This is a genomic window from Bartonella sp. OC16QHHD (genome assembly GCF_042194035.1).
Classification (GTDB): Bacteria; Pseudomonadota; Alphaproteobacteria; order Rhizobiales; family Rhizobiaceae; genus Bartonella.
The window spans coordinates 12,999-32,613 of the sequence record NZ_JBHIMJ010000050.1; the positions used below are offsets into that span (position 1 = coordinate 12,999).

Annotated in this window: 30 protein-coding genes and 1 pseudogene; all 31 read right to left on the reverse strand. The window is 40.6% G+C overall.

The genetic code is table 11. From position 1 onward, the window contains the following. Nucleotides 1-160: 160 nt before the first annotated feature. Nucleotides 161-1,204: a recombinase RecA gene (gene recA, locus ACFIK1_RS05280; protein ID WP_273791424.1), complete on the reverse strand. Its 1,044-nt coding sequence runs from the start codon at nt 1,202-1,204 to the stop codon at nt 161-163. A gap of 969 nt (nt 1,205-2,173) precedes the next feature. Continuing rightward, the gene (locus ACFIK1_RS05285) at nt 2,174-3,499 is read right to left on the reverse strand and encodes a replication-associated recombination protein A (RefSeq protein ID WP_375662253.1); all 1,326 of its coding nucleotides are present in this window, start codon (nt 3,497-3,499) and stop codon (nt 2,174-2,176) included. An 8-nt stretch (nt 3,500-3,507) separates the two neighbouring features. Further along, entirely contained in the window at nt 3,508-4,902 is a 1,395-nt protein-coding gene (locus ACFIK1_RS05290; RefSeq protein ID WP_375617731.1) for a DegQ family serine endoprotease, read from the reverse strand. A 267-nt stretch (nt 4,903-5,169) separates the two neighbouring features. Then, nucleotides 5,170-5,598: a 50S ribosomal protein L17 gene (rplQ, locus tag ACFIK1_RS05295; protein WP_273791421.1), complete on the reverse strand. Its 429-nt coding sequence runs from the start codon at nt 5,596-5,598 to the stop codon at nt 5,170-5,172. Between the two features lie 24 nt (nt 5,599-5,622). Next, a complete protein-coding gene (locus tag ACFIK1_RS05300) occupies nt 5,623-6,636 on the reverse strand; it encodes a DNA-directed RNA polymerase subunit alpha (RefSeq protein WP_375611485.1) in 1,014 nt (337 codons plus the stop codon). Between the two features lie 94 nt (nt 6,637-6,730). Then, nucleotides 6,731-7,120 (reverse strand): 30S ribosomal protein S11, encoded by a 390-nt coding sequence (gene rpsK, locus ACFIK1_RS05305; RefSeq protein ID WP_007347762.1) that lies wholly within the window; start codon nt 7,118-7,120, stop codon nt 6,731-6,733. A gap of 114 nt (nt 7,121-7,234) precedes the next feature. Then, nucleotides 7,235-7,603: a 30S ribosomal protein S13 gene (rpsM, locus tag ACFIK1_RS05310; RefSeq protein ID WP_026500557.1), complete on the reverse strand. Its 369-nt coding sequence runs from the start codon at nt 7,601-7,603 to the stop codon at nt 7,235-7,237. 181 nt (nt 7,604-7,784) lie between these two features. Further along, complete coding sequence (locus ACFIK1_RS05315) at nt 7,785-8,363, reverse strand: adenylate kinase (RefSeq protein ID WP_375617730.1); 579 nt, start codon at nt 8,361-8,363, stop codon at nt 7,785-7,787. Further along, nucleotides 8,360-9,706 carry a preprotein translocase subunit SecY gene (secY, locus tag ACFIK1_RS05320; RefSeq protein WP_375617729.1) on the reverse strand — a complete coding sequence of 449 codons (1,347 nt, stop codon included), beginning with the start codon at nt 9,704-9,706 and terminating at the stop codon, nt 8,360-8,362. The genes ACFIK1_RS05315 and secY overlap by 4 nt, the downstream gene beginning before the upstream one ends. A gap of 161 nt (nt 9,707-9,867) precedes the next feature. Beyond that, nucleotides 9,868-10,335, reverse strand: coding sequence for a 50S ribosomal protein L15 (gene rplO, locus ACFIK1_RS05325; protein ID WP_375662254.1), 468 nt, complete (start codon nt 10,333-10,335; stop codon nt 9,868-9,870). Between the two features lie 20 nt (nt 10,336-10,355). Further along, nucleotides 10,356-10,562, reverse strand: coding sequence for a 50S ribosomal protein L30 (rpmD, locus tag ACFIK1_RS05330; RefSeq protein ID WP_375611481.1), 207 nt, complete (start codon nt 10,560-10,562; stop codon nt 10,356-10,358). A 31-nt stretch (nt 10,563-10,593) separates the two neighbouring features. Further along, the gene (rpsE, locus tag ACFIK1_RS05335) at nt 10,594-11,142 is read right to left on the reverse strand and encodes a 30S ribosomal protein S5 (RefSeq protein ID WP_375617727.1); all 549 of its coding nucleotides are present in this window, start codon (nt 11,140-11,142) and stop codon (nt 10,594-10,596) included. Between the two features lie 111 nt (nt 11,143-11,253). Further along, nucleotides 11,254-11,616: a 50S ribosomal protein L18 gene (gene rplR / locus ACFIK1_RS05340; RefSeq protein WP_273791414.1), complete on the reverse strand. Its 363-nt coding sequence runs from the start codon at nt 11,614-11,616 to the stop codon at nt 11,254-11,256. A gap of 12 nt (nt 11,617-11,628) precedes the next feature. Next, complete coding sequence (gene rplF / locus ACFIK1_RS05345) at nt 11,629-12,162, reverse strand: 50S ribosomal protein L6 (protein ID WP_375617726.1); 534 nt, start codon at nt 12,160-12,162, stop codon at nt 11,629-11,631. A gap of 39 nt (nt 12,163-12,201) precedes the next feature. Next, nucleotides 12,202-12,600: a 30S ribosomal protein S8 gene (gene rpsH / locus ACFIK1_RS05350; RefSeq protein WP_375613142.1), complete on the reverse strand. Its 399-nt coding sequence runs from the start codon at nt 12,598-12,600 to the stop codon at nt 12,202-12,204. Between the two features lie 14 nt (nt 12,601-12,614). Then, a complete protein-coding gene (gene rpsN, locus ACFIK1_RS05355; RefSeq protein ID WP_375617724.1) occupies nt 12,615-12,920 on the reverse strand; it encodes a 30S ribosomal protein S14 in 306 nt (101 codons plus the stop codon). 24 nt (nt 12,921-12,944) lie between these two features. Next, the gene (gene rplE / locus ACFIK1_RS05360) at nt 12,945-13,502 is read right to left on the reverse strand and encodes a 50S ribosomal protein L5 (protein ID WP_375662255.1); all 558 of its coding nucleotides are present in this window, start codon (nt 13,500-13,502) and stop codon (nt 12,945-12,947) included. Then, nucleotides 13,495-13,809 (reverse strand): 50S ribosomal protein L24, encoded by a 315-nt coding sequence (gene rplX, locus ACFIK1_RS05365; RefSeq protein ID WP_375617722.1) that lies wholly within the window; start codon nt 13,807-13,809, stop codon nt 13,495-13,497. Before rplX ends, rplE begins: the two co-directional genes overlap by 8 nt. A 12-nt stretch (nt 13,810-13,821) precedes the next feature. Then, the gene (gene rplN, locus ACFIK1_RS05370) at nt 13,822-14,190 is read right to left on the reverse strand and encodes a 50S ribosomal protein L14 (protein WP_004855715.1); all 369 of its coding nucleotides are present in this window, start codon (nt 14,188-14,190) and stop codon (nt 13,822-13,824) included. A 144-nt stretch (nt 14,191-14,334) separates the two neighbouring features. Continuing rightward, nucleotides 14,335-14,574: a 30S ribosomal protein S17 gene (rpsQ, locus tag ACFIK1_RS05375; RefSeq protein ID WP_375662256.1), complete on the reverse strand. Its 240-nt coding sequence runs from the start codon at nt 14,572-14,574 to the stop codon at nt 14,335-14,337. Between the two features lie 11 nt (nt 14,575-14,585). After that, complete coding sequence (gene rpmC / locus ACFIK1_RS05380; RefSeq protein ID WP_375662257.1) at nt 14,586-14,786, reverse strand: 50S ribosomal protein L29; 201 nt, start codon at nt 14,784-14,786, stop codon at nt 14,586-14,588. Nucleotides 14,787-14,798: 12 nt separating this feature from the next. Further along, on the reverse strand, nt 14,799-15,212 hold the full coding sequence (gene rplP / locus ACFIK1_RS05385) for a 50S ribosomal protein L16 (RefSeq protein ID WP_375611475.1): 414 nt from the start codon (nt 15,210-15,212) through the stop codon (nt 14,799-14,801). 36 nt (nt 15,213-15,248) lie between these two features. Next, entirely contained in the window at nt 15,249-15,959 is a 711-nt protein-coding gene (gene rpsC, locus ACFIK1_RS05390; RefSeq protein ID WP_273791408.1) for a 30S ribosomal protein S3, read from the reverse strand. After that, the gene (gene rplV / locus ACFIK1_RS05395) at nt 15,959-16,348 is read right to left on the reverse strand and encodes a 50S ribosomal protein L22 (protein ID WP_375662258.1); all 390 of its coding nucleotides are present in this window, start codon (nt 16,346-16,348) and stop codon (nt 15,959-15,961) included. Before rplV ends, rpsC begins: the two co-directional genes overlap by 1 nt. Before the next feature lie 2 nt (nt 16,349-16,350). Next, nucleotides 16,351-16,629 carry a 30S ribosomal protein S19 gene (gene rpsS, locus ACFIK1_RS05400; RefSeq protein WP_375617719.1) on the reverse strand — a complete coding sequence of 93 codons (279 nt, stop codon included), beginning with the start codon at nt 16,627-16,629 and terminating at the stop codon, nt 16,351-16,353. Between the two features lie 15 nt (nt 16,630-16,644). After that, on the reverse strand, nt 16,645-17,478 hold the full coding sequence (gene rplB / locus ACFIK1_RS05405) for a 50S ribosomal protein L2 (RefSeq protein ID WP_375662259.1): 834 nt from the start codon (nt 17,476-17,478) through the stop codon (nt 16,645-16,647). A gap of 20 nt (nt 17,479-17,498) precedes the next feature. Next, nucleotides 17,499-17,792 carry a 50S ribosomal protein L23 gene (locus ACFIK1_RS05410; RefSeq protein ID WP_273723987.1) on the reverse strand — a complete coding sequence of 98 codons (294 nt, stop codon included), beginning with the start codon at nt 17,790-17,792 and terminating at the stop codon, nt 17,499-17,501. Further along, nucleotides 17,789-18,409, reverse strand: a complete 621-nt coding sequence (gene rplD / locus ACFIK1_RS05415) for a 50S ribosomal protein L4 (RefSeq protein WP_375617717.1) — start codon at nt 18,407-18,409, stop codon at nt 17,789-17,791. Before rplD ends, ACFIK1_RS05410 begins: the two co-directional genes overlap by 4 nt. Nucleotides 18,410-18,411: 2 nt before the next feature. Further along, nucleotides 18,412-19,149 carry a 50S ribosomal protein L3 gene (gene rplC / locus ACFIK1_RS05420; protein WP_375662260.1) on the reverse strand — a complete coding sequence of 246 codons (738 nt, stop codon included), beginning with the start codon at nt 19,147-19,149 and terminating at the stop codon, nt 18,412-18,414. Nucleotides 19,150-19,176: 27 nt separating this feature from the next. Further along, nucleotides 19,177-19,485 (reverse strand): 30S ribosomal protein S10, encoded by a 309-nt coding sequence (gene rpsJ / locus ACFIK1_RS05425; protein WP_005773267.1) that lies wholly within the window; start codon nt 19,483-19,485, stop codon nt 19,177-19,179. Between the two features lie 61 nt (nt 19,486-19,546). Continuing rightward, nucleotides 19,547-19,615 (reverse strand): annotated as a pseudogene (locus tag ACFIK1_RS05430) (elongation factor Tu); the annotation flags it as partial.

The following is a 19,615-nucleotide window of genomic DNA, read 5'->3' on the forward strand; positions in this document are numbered from 1 at the left end:
CCCCTCATTAAATCCTCTTCGCCACGCATGGAGTCAATTTAATCAAAAATGGAATATTTGTTTTAAAAAATTGAGAAAAAACGACTGCGTATTTAAAAACTCAAACAAAAAAACAGAAAAATCTTAAAGGAAAAAAATTATAAACGAAAAAAACGCCCCATCAAATGGCTTCATCACTTTCTATATTTTCTGACCCTGCATTTTCTAACAATTCAATCGCAATCAAACCAGCATTTTGGCGCAAAGCTGCTTCAATCTCTGTAGCTATTTCCACATGTTCACGTAAAAACTGCTTTGCATTCTCACGCCCCTGCCCTAAACGCTGAGAATTATAAGAAAACCATGCACCAGATTTTTCCACAACACCAACCTTGACACCCAAATCAATCAATTCACCTACTTTGGAAATACCTTCACCATAAATAATATCAAACTCAACCTGTTTGAATGGAGGTGCCAATTTATTTTTCACCACTTTAACGCGCGTCTGATTACCAACGATTGAATCCCTATCTTTAATGGATCCAATGCGACGAATATCTAAACGAACAGAAGCATAAAACTTTAAAGCGTTTCCACCCGTTGTCGTTTCAGGAGAACCAAACATCACACCAATTTTCATGCGAATTTGATTAATAAAAACAACCATACAGTTAGAGCGAAAAATTGCTGCGGTTAATTTTCGTAACGCTTTACTCATTAACCGAGCTTGCAATCCGGGCAAAGCATCACCCATTTCACCGTCAATTTCTGCTCGCGGTGTTAAAGCTGCGACAGAATCCACAACAAGCACATCAACGGCACCAGAACGAACCAACGTTTCTGTAATTTCCAATGCCTGTTCACCGGTATCTGGCTGAGAAATGAACAAGTTTTCTAAATCAACACCAAGCTTACGCGCATAAATAGGATCAAGCGCATGCTCTGCATCAATAAAAGCACAAATCCCACCACCTTTCTGTGCCTCAGCAATAGCATGGAGAGCCAATGTTGTTTTCCCAGAACTTTCTGGTCCATAAATCTCAACAATACGCCCCTTCGGTAATCCACCAATCCCTAAAGCAATATCCAAGGATAACGACCCTGTTGGAATTGTTTCAATTTCAACAACCTGCTCTTTTTGCCCAAGACGCATAATCGAGCCTTTACCAAAAGAACGTTCAATTTGTGAGAGAGCAGCATCGAGAGCTTTTGTTTTATCCACGATTATATCCTTGACCGAATCCATAATAACCTAAAACTTTAGTGTACACTGTACTTTTAATTTAACTAAAGGCTTGATTTTAGATTTTCACAGACTATTTCCATTCCTATCTCCACATTATGTCCATAAACATTCATGACCATCACAATAAAGAATTGGCATTGCTTATCTTATGACACATAATAAACTTCAATAAAGTAATATCTCTATGGGAGCATAGTTAACATATTTATATCTCTCTAGAAAAGGAACAATTTAATTTTAAACACAATGTTCTACAACCCTTCTGCTTATCCCTTTGATTAAATACTTGAGAGACTAAGAATTCTTCCACTATTGATCACACAAAAAACGCATCATCAATCAACCTCATACCCTATTGCATCGAAGAACAAAACGCTATTGTGTTGCATATTCATGCACTTGATTTAAGAAACATCTCTCAAAACTTCCAAGCTCATTTTGTGACAACACCTATGAATGTGGTATACTGAAAAACCCTTTAGGCACCACCATCTTTACTCTATAGAAGGAGCAAGCCGGCACCATCACACTATTTATCATCCCCCAATGTTGCGACAGCTCTCGGCACTTGAGACGATTCATAAGAGGGATTTTTAGTCCTTTCTTGTACAGTTTTTATCACACGCTAATCCTGCTTGTAACATGCAAGCGAATAACTTGATTGCTTCAACAAATAACAGACTTGGGATGAGAGAAATTTACGGTATTTGAAACTTTCATTCAACTTACGAAACAGTCAATTATCATTATAAGTCAATATATTATTTAATAAAAACCAAAAAAAATAAAGCAGCTTAAAAGTTGAATGACATATTTAAATTTGAAAAAATATGCAATTTTGGAGATATCAAAAAAAATCTCTACAAGCAATGCAATAAATGTTTAAAATATAAGCTAAATTTCTCATACAATAACATAAGAGATCAATAAAAAACGTATTTCAACTCAAATTTTATTTTGATCTTTACGTTTTTTGCGCAACTGTTGCCACCACTCAAGACGTTTCACAATTTCACGCTCAAAACCACGCTCAACTGGTTTATAATAACTCTGACGCCCAAGTTTTTCGGGAAAATATTCTTGTCCTGAAAAAGCATCTGGTTCATCATGGTCATAACAATAACCACTTCCATACCCTTCTTCCTTCATAAATTTCGTAGGAGCATTAAGAATATGCTTAGGAGGTGGTAAAGAGCCATTTTTGCGTGCACAACGCAGTGCTGCTTTATACGCAAGATATGCTGCATTTGACTTTGGCGCAGTTGCAACATAAAGACATGCTTGCGCCAAAGCCAATTCTCCTTCTGGTGATCCTAAATAATCATAGGCATCTTTTGCTGCATTACAAATGACAAGAGCTTGAGGATCCGCCAAACCAACATCTTCAACGGACATACGAACCAATCTTCGCCCAATATAGAGAGGATCTTCACCAGCATCCAACATACGTGCCAAATAATAAAGCGCAGCATCAGGATCAGATCCACGAACGGATTTATGCAACGCTGAAATGAGATTATAATGCCCATCTCGTCCTTTATCATAAATAGGCGCACGACGCTGAATAACTTTTTGCAAAGCAACAACATCAAGAATCTCTCCCAATGGTGCAATAGACCAAACTTCCTCTGCCAATGTTAACGCAACCCGCGCATCACCATCAGACATCTCTATCAAAACGTCTCTGGCATCATTATCCAAGGGAAGAGTTTTTCCCTCCACTTCTTCAGCACGCCTCAAAAGCATGTCCAAACTTTCATGATCATGAGAAAGAAATGTTAAAACACGTGCACGCGAAAGAAGGGCAGCATTCAGTTCAAAAGAAGGATTTTCGGTTGTTGCACCTATAAGTACCACAGTACCCTCTTCCATCACAGAAAGAAAACTATCCTGCTGTGCACGATTAAACCGATGAATTTCATCAACAAAGAGAAGTGTTTTATCCCCAGATATAAAACGCCTCTGCGCAACTTCAAAAATCTTTTTAAGTTCAGAAACTCCTGTAAAAATAGCAGAAACCTGTTCAAACGCGAAATTTGTTTCAAGGGCTAACAAACGTGCCACGGTCGTTTTTCCCGTCCCTGGAGGTCCCCAAAAAATCATCGATCCAATTGAGCCTGTTGCCGCCATACGTGAAAGCAAACCATCCTCTCCAATCAAATGCTTTTGTCCCACAACATCATTGAGAGAACAAGGGCGCATTCTTTCTGCTAGTGGCTGATTTTTATTAACTTGAAAATCAAACGACGAAGTAAAAAAATCTTTCTTCAAAAAAAACCTCAACGAATAAATTGGCGAATATACATACCATCACGTTCATATTCCAATTGCCACATATTTGAGCGACCTTGCATAAGAACCTTTTTCAACTGATGAACTGTTTGAATTTTATGGCCATTTACAACACGTAGAATATCTCCTGACTGAAAAATTCCAGCTGCATTGCTCATTTCCTCAAGATTGGTAATCACAACCCCTTTTGCAGATATAGGAAGATGAAAACGTCGACTATTTTGCGGTGTTAAATCTAACACCTCAGCACCAGCAAGAGGACTGTCACCCGTAATTTTTTCAGATTTTAAAAATGCAGTTTCTGATATCGATGAAACTGTTATTTGTGTTTTTAAAGTTTTTCCACTTCGTAAATATTCCAAAGCAAGACTATGCTCAACGTCAGCTGTCATCAAACGATACCCAAGACTATCTGGGCTGTCAACGCGTACCCCCTGCACACTCAAAATAACATCACCTACTTTCAATCCAGCTTTTTCAGCAGGACTATCTTTGATAACTTCAATAATCAGAGCACCATAGGGACGTTCTAAACCTAAACCACCAGCAATATCAGGTGTAACATTTTGAAAAGAAGCCCCAATATAAGGCGGCACAAAATATTTTCCACCGCGTTTAACAGTATCAAGCATTACTTTTACAAGATTAACTGGAATAGCAAAACCAATCCCTACAGAACCACCGGAACGCGAATAAATAGCCGTATTAATTCCGATTAACTGACCTTTCATATCAATTAAAGCGCCACCAGAATTCCCTGGATTAATGGCTGCGTCTGTTTGAATAAAAAAGTCAAAATCAGAAATCCCAACACGTGTACGCGCTTGCGCTGAAACAATACCACTTGTAACTGTTTGACCAACACCAAAAGGATTACCAATAGCAAGAACAAGATCACCAACTTCAACAGTATCAGAATTTCCCAAAGAAAGAACCGGAAATTGAGCATCTTTTTCCTTAACTTCAAGAATTGCAATATCAGTTGCTTCATCTTTGAGCACGACCTTACTCTCAAACTCCCGTCCATCAGAAAAAGCCACTTTAATTTCGCTTGCATCTTTAATGACGTGGTAATTTGTAACGATCAAACCACGTGCATCAACAATCACCCCTGATCCTAATGACGATTGCTTACGAACAGGAAATTTATTTTGAAAACGACCAAAAAATTGCTCAAAAAATGGATCGCCTTCAAAAGGTGATCGAGCTCTAATTTGTCGAGCTGCATAAATATTTACAACAGATGGAACTGTCTTTTTAACTAAAGGAGCAAATGAAAGAGTGATTTCTGTTTGTGTTTGAGGAACATGAGCATATACATGATCAAATGATATCTGCATCATAATTACAAAAAAAATCCGCACCCAAAAAGAACACCTCATAATCCACTCCTTATAAAATCAGCACATTCTGTTGAAGATTAATAGAATAAAAAAACGTATCCCCGCAAATTAAGGACCTCTATTAATATTTCATAATAGAAAATAAAAACAACCTATTTGAACAATAAATATTATAAAAATAAGATAATTCAATATTCTATAATTTCTCTCTGCACCTATTTCTCAACTAAAACAAACTTAAAAATGCTCACAAAAAAACCGCCCAAGACAAGGCGGCCTTTAAAAATCCAACAGAATAAAAAAACTCTAAGAAGATGTTCCCTTTTCATTCTCAGAAGCTTCCATGCGAGCACGATCCCCAGCACCCTTCGCTTCAACATCACGATCAACAAATTCTATAACAGCCATAGGCGCATTATCACCGGTACGAAACCCCGCTTTCATAATACGCAAATACCCACCGTTGCGTGATGCATAACGTGGCGCAAGCGTATCAAATAATTTCGCAACCTTTCCTGCATCACGAAGTGCTGCAATAGCTTGCCGACGCGCATGCAAACCACCACGCTTACCAAGAGTAACAAGTTTTTCAACAATAGGACGAATTTCTTTAGCTTTTGGAAGCGTTGTCACAATCTGCTCATGCTCGATCAACGAAGTTGCCATATTTGCAAACATCGCTTTACGGTGACTGGCAGTACGGTTCAACTTGCGTCCTGACTTACTATGGCGCATAAGCCCTCTCCTTAGATTCTAATTTTAATATTGATCTTCATAACGTTTTGCAAGATCATCAATGTTTTCAGGCGGCCACGCAGGAATCTCCATCCCAAGATGTAAACCCATACACGCCAAAACTTCTTTAATCTCATTCAACGATTTGCGACCAAAGTTCGGTGTCCGAAGCATTTCAGATTCTGTTTTCTGAATCAGATCACCAATATAGACAATATTATCATTCTTAAGACAATTTGCCGAACGAACTGAAAGTTCTAATTCATCCACTTTTTTGAGAAGAGCAGGATTAAAAGAAAGCTCAGAATCAGCCTCTTCAACAGGCTCCTTCTGTGGCTCTTCAAAGTTAATAAATAACGATAATTGATCCTGAAGAATGCGTGCTGCAAAAGCAACAGCATCCTCACCATTAACAGCACCGTTTGTTTCAATCGTGAGCGTTAATTTATCATAATCGAGAACTTGACCTTCGCGTGTATTTTCTACTTTATAAGATACCTTACGGATCGGTGAATAAAGACTATCAATTGGAATAAGCCCTATACGTGCATCATCAACACAATTACGATCAGATGGAACATACCCCTTTCCTGTGTTGACAATAAATTCCATACGAATTTCAGCTTCTTCATCAAGAGTACAAATAACATGATCTGGATTTAGAATTTCCATATCCCCAACTGTACTGATATCTCCCGCTTTCACGACACCAGGCCCCTCTTTATAAACGACGACACGTTTAGGACCTTCTTCTTCCATACGAAGCGCAATTTCTTTTATATTCAGAATAATATCCGTAACATCCTCACGCACACCTGGAATCGATGAAAATTCATGCAAGACACCGTCAATCTGCACAGCAGTAATAGCAGCACCACGAAGCGAAGATAACAAAACGCGACGAAGCGCATTTCCTAACGTTAAACCAAAACCACGCTCAAGAGGTTCAGCAATCACACTTATAATATTTGGATTATCATGTGCACATGATTCAACCTTATTGGGTTTAATAAGTTCCTGCCAGTTTTTCTGGATCATATTTTTATTCCCGTTCTTTAGTTCCGTTACCATTCAATCGTAACGACCAATGTGAACATCAGAGAAATCTCCGACAACAAAAAACAACACCCAATTAAACACGCCGCCTTTTCCGCGGACGACATCCATTATGAGGAATTGGTGTTACATCGCGAATAGAAGTAATGACAAAACCAACAGATTGCAATGCTCGTAGAGCAGATTCACGCCCTGATCCAGGTCCACAAACTTCAACTTCCAAAGAACGCATACCATGCTCTTGCGCTTTTCTTGCACAATCCTCCGCAGCAACTTGAGCAGCAAAAGGTGTCGATTTACGCGCACCTTTAAACCCCTGAGCTCCCGCAGATGACCAAGCAATTGCATTACCCTGAGCATCAGTAATAGTAATCATTGTGTTATTAAATGTTGAATTAATATGAACAACACCCGATGAAATATTTTTACGTTCGCGACGACGAACACGTGTGGCTTCCTTGGCCATAATTTCCCTTTCAACGATCTCATCACTGCCGTAACATCAGCAGCTCCACCTTTTTTTCCTTGTCAAACAAATCAAACAAGAAAAAGAATATATAAAAACCTTCCACAAAGGCCCTTATTTCTTCTTACCGGCGATTGCCTTAGCCGGACCTTTACGCGTACGAGCATTCGTATGTGTACGCTGTCCTCGGACAGGCAAAGACCGGCGATGACGCAATCCTCGATAACAACCAAGATCCATCAAACGCTTAACATTCATAGCAACCTCACGACGAAGATCACCTTCAACTTGATACCCCTGATCTATTGCCTCACGAATCTGCAGCACCTCAGCATCTGAAAGCTCATGCACACGACGCCCCAAAGGAATGCCAACTCTTTCAATAATTTCTTGAGCAAATTTTGGTCCAATCCCGTGGATATATTGAAGCGCAATAATTACACGCTTATTTGTCGGGATATTGACGCCAGCAATACGAGCCACGCCTACTCTCCTTAGTTATTTTTGACAAATTGTTATAAAATACCTGATATACCTTATAGAAAAAAATAGACTCAGAAAAAAATTCTTCCGAATCCTATTATTTCACTAAAATAAATTAAATTCACTTTTGATGGATTTCATCTCAAAAGTCAACTCTTTTCATTTATTTCTAAAAAAAATCTCATGAAAGAAACCCTCTAATCATACGTGTCACTTCAGCAACACCAATCATTCCATCAATAACCTTCAACATTCCCCTCTCTGAATAAAATTTTGATAAGGGAGCTGTTTTTTCACGATATTCTACTAATCTTTTTGCAAAAGCAACAGGATTGTCATCTAAACGAACCTGTCCACCAGCCGCTATTGTTTCTTCAACGCGCTTTTTCATACGTTCAATCAACACGTCTTCATCAACACACAACTCAATAACAGCATTAAGCTGCGTATTTTTTGAATCCAGTATCTGTTGCAACGCTTCTGCCTGCCCTACAGTTCGCGGATATCCATCCAAAACAAAACCGTTTACACAATCAGCTTCATCAATCCGATCTGATACGATTTGATTAACAATACTATCAGGTACCAAAGCACCAGAACTTATAATAGCTTTAGCTTTTTTACCAATCTCCGTTTCTTTGGCAATCACCTCACGCAACATATCCCCTGTTGATAAATGAGGAATGCTATATTCCTCAGTCAACATTTTTGCTTGCGTACCTTTTCCCGCTCCAGGAGGACCTAAAAGAATAACTCTCATCGATTCCTTCTACCTCCACGAAGTTTTGATTTTTTTATCAACCCTTCATATTGGTGGGCAACAAGATGCCCCTGAATTTGAGCAACCGTATCAAGTGTAACAGTAACAACAATCAACAAGGATGTTCCCCCAAGATAAAAAGGAACCTGTAATGCAGATATCATAAATTCAGGTAACAAACAAACCAAGATAATATAAAGTGCCCCCACAACAGTAATACGCGTCAAAACGTAATCAATATATTCGGCTGTACGCTCACCTGGACGAATCCCTGGAATAAAACCAGAATGTTTTTTCAACTGATCTGCAGTATCACTTGGATTAAACACAATAGCTGTATAAAAAAAGCAAAAAAACGCCATTAAAAATGCATAAACAATCATATAAAGTGGCTGTCCATGACCAAGAGCATAAGAAATCTCCTGAACCCATTGTGGCATTTTATCAGAAAAATTATTAATAGTGGCAGGTAATAATAATAAAGATGAAGCAAAAATAGGTGGAATAACACCAGCAGTATTCAACTTTAAAGGAAGATGCGACATATCTCCTTGAAACATTTGATTACCGACCTGACGTTTCGGGTATTGGATAAGAATTCGCCGTTGCGCACGCTCTATAAAAACAATAAGCCCAATAACCAAAACAGCAATAAGAACGATTCCTATTAAAAGAAAAGTTGATAAATCAGCCTGACTATGAGCTGTCAAAAGCTGAGCAAAAGTAGAAGGAAAGTTGGCTACAATCCCTGTAAAAATGATAAGAGAAACCCCATTACCAATACCACGTGACGTAATTTGCTCGCCAAGCCACATAAGAAACATCGTTCCGCCAACAAGCGTAATAACAGAAGAAATACGAAACATAAGACCTGGTTCTAAAACAATTTGAAGCCCCGACCCTATACCGCTTTCAAGCGCAACCGCAATACCAAAAGCTTGTAGGATTGCCAATACGACTGTTACATAACGCGTATATTGATTGATAATCTTACGACCTAAATCCCCTTCTTTTTTAAGAGTTTCCAAAGAAGGAATAATAGATGTTAACAATTGCACAATAATAGATGCCGATATATAAGGCATGATACCCAGCGCAAAAATAGCCATACGCCCAACGGCACCTCCAGCAAACATATTAAAGAGTCCTAATACACCCGACGCGTGATGTTCAAATGTTTGCCGCAAAGCATCGATATTGATACCTGGAAGAGAGATGTAAGTGCCAAAACGATATACAAGAAGCGCCAACAGAGTAAACCAGATACGTTTCTTTAATTCAGTTGCACGCGAAAAGGTGCCGAAGTTTATATTGGAAGCAAATTGCTCTGCTGCTGATGCCATAAAACGTCTCCACTTTACACTCCAGTTCTTTAAATCACAGAAGTATAATCCTAAAATTCATATATGCATACATAAACAAATGCAGAACTTAAACAATTCTCCACAAAAGATCCCACAAAACAGATATCATTCTTCTTTAGGTCTCTATTCATATTAAAAAATTATCGAGCAATATCAGGAAGAATAACCTGACCACCCACTTTTTCAATCTTAACACGAGCAGCTTGTGAAGCACCAGAAACATGAAAGGTAATCTTAGTTTTCAAATCACCAGCAGAAAGAAGACGAACCCCATCTTTTTCACGACGAATAATACCAGCCTCTTTCAAAGAAACCATATCAACAGGCTTTTCAATATTCAACTTACCTGTATCAACTGCCAACTGAATACGTCCTAGTGAAACTTCATTGTAGGTTTTAGCAAAGAAATTCCTAAATCCACGTTTTGGCAAACGACGATAGATAGGCATTTGCCCACCTTCAAAACCATTAAGGGAAACACCAGAACGTGACTTTTGCCCTTTTACACCACGACCACCAGTCTTACCCGTACCGGAACCAATACCACGCCCAACACGCTTACGATTTTTTGTTGCGCCTTCGCAATCACGCAGTTCATTGAGTTTCATATCTAATACTCCCGCAACCCTTAACCTTCATCTATAACGCGAACAAGATGCCGAACCCGAGCAATCATACCCCGCACACAAAGTGTATCATCTAAAACGCGCCGACGACGCATTTTATTTAGTCCAAGCCCCTTTAAGGTTGCACGCTGAATCTGTGAGTTTCGAATAGGGCTTCCAATTTGTTCCACAGTCACAGTTTTACCACTCTGAGATTTTTTCTGAACCATTTCCTAATTCCTTTTCTGATAATCTCAGAAACTACCCTTCTAGGTCGACTAAATGGCGACGACGCGCCTGCAAAGTCGAATACTTTATACCACGTTGAGCAGCAATATCTCTAGGATGCACTTGATGTTTCAAGGCATCAAATGTTGCACGAACCATGTTATAAGGATTCGACGATCCTAGTGATTTTGCAACGACATCCTGCATACCAAGAGCTTCAAAAATAGCACGCATCGGTCCCCCAGCAATAATACCAGTACCAGCAGAAGCCGAACGTAGCAAAACACGCCCAGCTCCGTGACGACCTTCAAGATCATGATGCAATGTACGCCCAGACCGAAGCGGAACATAAATCATCCCACGTTTTGCAGATTCCGTTGCTTTACGAACGGCTTCTGGAACTTCACGGGCTTTACCATGTCCAAAACCCACACGCCCTTTTTGATCTCCAACGACAACAAGAGCGGCAAAACCAAAACGCCGACCACCCTTTACAACTTTAGCAACACGATTGATATGAACGAGCCTATCGACAAATTCATTATCGCGTTCTTCTCTCTCACCACGTTCTTTTTGTGCCATTCCTCATTCCTTTTTCTTTTCCGGAAGCACGATAACAAAGTCCCTCATCAAACTGGAAGAACTTAAACGAAATACTCTAAACTCTCCTTACTCATTCATAAATAAGAAATTTTAGAAATTCAAACCACCTTCACGAGCAGCTTCAGCTAAAGCTTTGACGCGACCATGGTACACATACGCTCCACGATCAAAAACCACCTCATTAACACCCGCTTTCTTCGCACGCTCAGCAATTAACTTACCAACAGCAAAGGCCGCCTTTTTATCAGCACCACTCTTTAACGATTTTTTCAAATCACTTTCAAGAGTAGAGGCTGAAACAAGTGTACATCCCCGCAAATCATCGATAACTTGAGCATAAATGTTCTGATTTGAACGATAAACACTAAGCCGAGGACGATCATGAGAAACCATTTTAATTCTACGACGAACACGCCTTGCACGACGTTGGATAATGTCCTTAGATGAAACCATAATACAAAATCCTTATTTCTTTTTACCTTCTTTACGGAAGATACGTTCATCTGCATGCTTAACACCTTTACCTTTATAAGGCTCAGGCCTACGATACTCACGAATCTCCGCTGCAACTTGTCCAACTTGCTGTTTATCAATTCCAGAAACAACAATTTCCGTTGGCTTAGGAACAGTCACAGTAACACCCGACGGAACTTTATAAACCACATCATGCGAAAAACCCAGAGATAGTTGAACATCCTTACCCTGCAAAGCAGCACGATAACCAACCCCATTAATCTCCAACCTCTTTTCAAAACCATCTTTCACACCACAAAAAATGTTCTCAATCATTGAGCGCGACATACCCCATTTAGAACGCGCATCTTTTGACTGATCCCGCGGCATAACTGATATGATATTGTCCTCAAGTTTGACTAAGACTTCATCATTGACGACGTAACTCAGCTCACCTTTTGGACCTTTTGCCTTAACCAGCTGACCTTCAACAGTAGCAGTAACTCCAGAAGGAATTGAAATGGGTTTCTTTCCAATACGAGACATTGTTCTAACCTACTTTTTCTTCCGTTTTCTTGACATAACTTAGAAAACACGACAAAGGAGTTCTCCACCAACATTCTGTTCACGCGCCTCATGATCTGCCATGACGCCTTTAGGAGTCGATAAAATCGAAATACCAAGGCCATTTGCCACCTGAGGAAGTGACTTAGCAGAAACATACACACGACGCCCTGGCTTTGATACACGTGAAATCTCACGAATAGCAGCCAGCCCTTCAAAATACTTCAATTCGATTTCAATTTCAGCTTTTCCATCACCTAAATCAATTCGATTATATCCGCGAATATAACCTTCCGACTGAAGAACATCAAGAACGTGTGCACGAAGCTTCGAAGCTGGAGTAACTACTTTACCTTTTTTACGACCAAGTGCATTACGAATACGTGTTAACATATCACCAAGAGGATCTGACATAGACATTAAATAATCTCCTCTTACCAACTAGACTTTACAATACCAGGAATATAGCCAATAGAGCCAAGCTCACGCAACGCAATTCGCGACATTTTTAATTTACGATAATAAGCCCGCGGACGACCTGAAACCTCACAGCGATTACGAATACGAACTTTCGAAGAATTACGCGGCAACTCTGCCAACTGAACAGAAGCTTTAAAACGTTCTTCAAGAGAAACCTTCTGATCCATAACTATTGCTTTCAAACGTGCACGACGAGCAGCATAGCACTTTACCATCAACTCACGACGCTTATTTTTTTCAACGGCACTTACTTTGGCCATAATTTCACCTCACTACGCTTGCCGTTACGAACGAAAAGGAAAATTAAAAGCACGCAATAACTCACGAGCTTCATCATCCGTTTTTGCTGTCGTACAAACAATAATATCCATGCCCCAAATTTGATCAACTTTATCATAGTTGATTTCTGGAAACACAATGTGTTCTTTAATACCCATAGCAAAATTGCCACGACCATCAAAACTCTTTGGATTTAAACCACGAAAGTCACGAACCCGCGGAAGAGCAATCGTCACAAGACGATCTAAAAACTCAAACATACGATCTTTACGCAATGTAACTTTAGCCCCAAGAGGCATTCCTTCACGAACCTTAAAGGTCGCAATAGAATTACGCGCACGCGTAACAACAGCCTTCTGACCCGTTATTAGCCCTAAATCCTCAGCGGCAAGGGAAGGTTTCTTGGAATCAGCAGTTGCTTCACCTATCCCCATATTTATTACAACTTTATCAATCCGCGGAATTTGCATTGCATTTCTGTAATTAAACTTCTCTTGAAGCACTTTACGAATCACTTCAAAATAATGCGCTCTCATACGCGGTATTTGTCTTTCCTCAGCCATTAATCAACTCTCCCGAACGCTTGGCAAAACGAACCTTATTACCATCTGCATTCACACGAAAGCCTACACGTGTAGGCCTACCATCTTTAGGATCAGCAATCGCCAAATTAGACAGATGAATCGGAGCTTCTTTAGAAATAATTCCAGCTTCTTGCTTCTGCGTTTGACGTTGATGACGTTTAATCATATTAATCCCACGAACAAAAGCCTTATTCTCTTTTGGACTAACCTTAATTACTTCACCACTACATCCTTTATCCTTACCGGACAAAACAACAACTTTATCACCTTTTCGAATCTTCTGCATAACATTTACTCCTTACAGAACTTCAGGAGCAAGCGAGATGATCTTCATATGATTCCTACCACGCAATTCACGGGGAACAGGTCCAAAGATACGAGTACCGATCGGCTCTTTTTTATTATCCACCAAAACCGCAGCATTACTATCAAAACGAATGACACTACCATCTGCGCGACGAATATCCTTAGCAGTACGAACCACAACAGCTTTCATAACATCACCTTTTTTAACACGTCCACGAGGAATTGCATCCTTAACCGAAACAACAATAATGTCACCGACCGAAGCATATTTCCGCTTTGAACCGCCTAACACTTTGATGCACATGACACGACGCGCTCCAGAATTATCAGCAACGTCGAGGTTTGTTTGCATCTGAATCATGACTGGCCACCTTCTCTTAACACATATATCCGATTGTACCTTTTACACACTCGGATTTGCCTGCCAAATAACGATAAAGTTATCGCCTTCAAATTTATCAATGATAACCACACTGTTAAATTCTAAAACAATAAGCTTAACTCATTACGCTACATTGTCTTTTACAACAATCCAACATTTATCTTTCGAAATTGGTCTAGATTCTTGAATAGAAACTTGATCCCCAATCTTAAATTGGTTGTTTTCGTCATGCACTTTATAATTTTTAGACTGCCGAACAGTCTTCTTAAGAAGCGGATGAGAATAACGGCGTTCAACTTTGACAACAACAGTCTTATCACTTTTGTCGCTAATAACAACACCCTGCAAAACGCGTTTAGGCATCTCTTATTTCCTTAAACCTTACTTTCACTTATCTTTTGACGAAGAAAAGTTTTAATACGCGCAATATCACGACGAACTTGTCTAACGCGCGCAGTCTTTTCTAATTGACCTGTTGCTTTTTGAAAACGCAAATTAAATTGCTCTTTCTTTAACTTAGCCAATTCACCTTTCATTTGGTCGAGCGTTTGCGCCCGTAATTCTGTGGCTCTCATCGCTTAACCTCACTATTCAGCAATACGCTGGATGAAACGCGTTTTTATAGGCAACTTTGCAGCACCTAATCTTAGTGCTTCACGTGCAACATCCTCCGGAACTCCATCAAGCTCAAACATGACGCGCCCAGGAGCAACACGTGCAGCCCAATAATCAACACTTCCCTTACCTTTACCCATACGAACTTCAGTCGGTTTAGATGTAACCGGAAGATCTGGAAAAATACGAATCCACACACGACCAGAACGCTTCATATAACGTGTAATCGCACGACGCGCCGCTTCAATTTGACGAGCAGTGACCCGCTCCGGCTCAACAGCCTTCAAACCGTAGGCACCGAAATTCAAATCCGTACCACCCTTCGCAAAACCGTGAATACGGCCTTTGAACTGTTTACGGAACTTTGTGCGCTTTGGCTGCAACATTGTTCTCTACTCCAAATTTTAGTTCAATCTCAAAAACTAAGCATTTTCGCGGCGACGATTCGATGAAGAACCAGATTGATCAGCTTCCGTAGCACGACGTTCTGAAGCCATCGGATCATGCTCAAGAATCTCACCCTTAAAGACCCAAACTTTAATACCACAAATACCATAAGCGGTCTTAGCTTCTGCTGTACCGTAATCAACATCAGAACGCAAGGTATGAAGTGGAACACGACCTTCACGATACCATTCCATACGAGCAATTTCAGCACCACCAAGACGGCCAGAACAATTGATACGAATACCTTCCGCACCAAGACGCATAGCAGACTGAACAGCACGCTTCATTGCACGACGAAAAGCAACACGACGCTCTAACTGTTGAGCAATTGATTGCGCAATAATTGTCGCATCAATCTCCGGTTTACGAATCTCCACAATATTCAATGAAGTTTCAGCATCCGTCATTTCTGATAGCTTACGACGAAGCTTTTCGATATCAGCACCCTTTTTACCAATAATCAAACCAGGACGTGCAGAATGAATCGTAATACGACACTTTTTATGAGGACGCTCAATAACAACCTTAGAAATAGCTGCCTGTTTAAGCTCCTCAAGCACATATGAACGAATTTTCAAATCTTCATGAAGAAGGCGCCCATATTCACCACTATCAGCATACCAACGAGAGTCCCAAGTCCGATTAACACCAAGACGAAGTCCTATTGGATTGATCTTCTGCCCCATTACGCGGCCTCCACTTTTTCGGTAACTTCACGAACAATAACAGTAAGATGCGAAAATGGACGTTCAATTCTACTAGCACGCCCTCGACCACGAACATGAAAGCGCTTCATCACTATCGACTTACCAACATAAGCTTCCGCCACAACAAGCGAATCAATATCAAGATCGTGGTTATTTTCTGCATTTGCAATTGCTGATTCAAGCGTTTTTTTCACAGTAGCAGCAATACGCTTGCGTGAAAACATCAAATCAGCGAGCGCTACATTAACTCTTTTACCACGAATCATTGCAGCAACTAAATTAAGCTTCTGCGGACTAACACGAATTGTCCGCGTGACAGCTCTTGCTTCATTATCTTTAAGCTGGCGCGAAACTTTAGCTTTTTCCATTCCTACTTCCTCTTCGCTTTCTTATCGGCACCATGACCATAATAAGTTCGGGTAGGAGCGAACTCACCAAACTTATGCCCAACCATCTCTTCAGAAACAGAAACAGGAATATGCTTATTACCGTTGTAAACACCAAAAGTTAAACCAACAAATTGCGGTAAAATAGTAGAGCGACGACTCCATATTTTTATAACTTCGTTGCGCCCACTTGAACGTACCTTCTCTGCTTTACCAAGAAGATAGCCGTCAACAAACGGACCTTTCCACACTGAACGAACCACCTCAGACTACCTTTCTCATTTCTTGCGTTGATGACGCGTACGCATAATAAATTTATCAGTAGCTTTATTGGAGCGCGTACGCTTACCTTTCGTAGGTTTACCCCAAGGAGATACTGGATGGCGCCCCCCCGATGTACGACCTTCACCGCCACCGTGTGGATGATCAATGGGGTTCATAGCAACACCACGAACATGTGGACGCTTACCACGCCAACGTGACCGACCTGCTTTACCATCATTAATATTCCCATGATCAGGATTTGAAACAGCGCCAACAGTTGCAAAACAGCTACTCGGAACCAAACGCTGCTCACCAGAATTTAAACGAAGAATAGCCATGCCATGATCTCGTCCAACCAACTGCGCATAAGCACCTGCTGAACGTGCAATCTGCCCTCCTTTTCCTGGCTTCATCTCAACATTATGAATAATTGTACCTACAGGCATATTAGCAAGAGGCATAGCATTACCTGGTTTAACATCCACATTTAAACCAGCCATAACAGAATCACCGACACCAAGACGCTGTGGTGCAAGAATATAACTCAATTGCCCATCCTCATAGCGGATTAAAGCAATAAAAGCGGTACGATTAGGATCGTATTCTAAACGCTCAACCTTTGCTGAAACATCACGTTTAAGACGCTTAAAGTCGACAAACCGATAACTACGTTTATGTCCACCACCCTGAAAACGAGCAGTAACACGACCGCGATTATTACGTCCACCCTTTGAAGACAAACCTTCTGTTAACATCTTTACAGGTTTTCCCTTATAAAGACAAGAACGTTCCACAATAACAAGCTGACGCTGCCCAGGTGTCATTGGATTAAACTGCTTAAGTGCCATTATTCCTATCTCCGAGCCTCTTAAAGACCTGTCGAAACGTCGATAGTCTGACCACTGGCCAGAGTTACGATCGCTTTTTTGACATCACTCTGCCGACCAACTATACCTTTGAAACGCTTCACTTTACCCTTACGGACTATCGTGTTAACTGCTTTAACTTTTACGCTAAAAAGCGCTTCAATAGCAGCCTTAATCTCAGGCTTCGTCGCTTTCGGCGCGACATTAAAAGCAACTTGATTATACTCAGAAATCATAGTCGCCTTTTCAGTAATAACTGGACTAATAATTATATCATAATGGCGAAGATCTGTCATTTAAAACGCTCCTCAAGAGCCTCAATAGCTGCTTTTGATAAAACAAGTTTGCTGCGACGCAAAATATCATAAACATTAATTCCCTGAATAGGCAAAATGTCAATATTAGGGATATTAGAGGCTGCACGAAAAAAGTTAATATCAATCTCTTTACCACCAATCAAGAGAGCGTTATTAAATCCAAGCTTAGAAAAATGAGAAACAAGCATTTTCGTTTTAGCATCCTTAACAGTCAACTCATCCACAACAATTAAATCTTTTGCTTTTAATTTTGCAGATAAAGCAAGACGTAACCCAAGAGCACGAATCTTTTTAGGAAGATCATGCGCATGGCTACGAACCACCGGTCCATGTGCCTTACCCCCACCTCTAAACTGCGGTGCACGTGCAGATGAATGTCGAGCACGCCCAGTTCCTTTCTGTTTAAACATTTTTGCCCCTGTTCGCGACACATCAGAACGACCTTGGGATTGATGACTTCCCTGCTGACGACGTGCAAGCTGCCAACGAACAACACGTTGCAAAATATCCTCACGCGGTACAAGATCAAAAATAGCCTCAGAAACCTTTAATTTGCCAGCTTCATTACCATCAAGAGTTTTAATTACAAGATCCATTATTAGGCTCCCTCAACTTCAGAGGTTTCCGTCACCGGAGTAACCATTTCCGCTTTCTCCTTCACAAGACGGCGAATACCAGCAGGCTTTGGAGCATTATCAGGAAGACGCTTCTTCACAGCATCCCGTATCAAAATCCAAGAACCTTTAGAACCAGAAACAGCACCACGCACTAAAATTAAACCACGCTCACTATCAGTGGAAATAACTTCAATATTCTGTGTTGTTACACGCACTTGCCCCATATGGCCAGCCATTTTTTTGCCTTTAAAAACTTTACCAGGATCTTGGCACTGCCCTGTAGAACCATGAGCACGATGTGTGATCGAATTACCATGGGAAGCACGATGCCCACCAAAGTTATGTCGTTTCATAACACCAGCAAACCCCTTACCAATACTGGTACCAGTCACATCAACTCTTTGTCCTGGAACAAAATGTTCCACTGTAATCTCAGTACCAACATCAAGAAGATTGTCGGGACTCACACGAAACTCTGCTATTTTGGCTTTAGGCTCAACAGAAGCCTTAGCAAAATGTCCACGAAGAGCTTGTGAAGTATTCTTAACCTTAGCAAAGCCTACACCTAATTGAACAGCAGTATAACCATTCTTTTCAACTGTACGCTGAGCAATGACTTGACAATTCTCCAAACGAAGTACCGTCACCGGCACATGCTCACCAGCATCATTATAAATACGGGTCATGCCCAGCTTCTGTGCTATTACACCTGAACGCATCGGGTCTGTTCCTTCTGTCCTCAAACCTCAGAGCTTAATTTCTACATCCACACCAGCAGAAAGATCGAGCTTCATAAGCGCATCCACTGTTTGCGGCGTTGGATCAACAATGTCAAGAAGACGCTTATGTGTTCGCATCTCAAACTGCTCACGACTTTTCTTATCGATATGCGGTCCACGATTGACCGTAAACTTCTCAATCCGCGTCGGAAGCGGAATGGGACCACGGACATTTGCACCGGTACGTTTAGCAGTCGATACGATCTCACGCGTCGACGTATCAAGAATTCTATGATCAAACGCTTTCAAGCGAATGCGAATATTCTGACTGTTCATGCTCTTTATTTCCCTGTTATACAAAGTGCCTTCAATAATCAAAGCACTCAACAAGCATTATTTATTCAATGATCTTAGAGACGATACCGGCACCAACAGTACGACCACCTTCACGAATAGCAAAACGCAG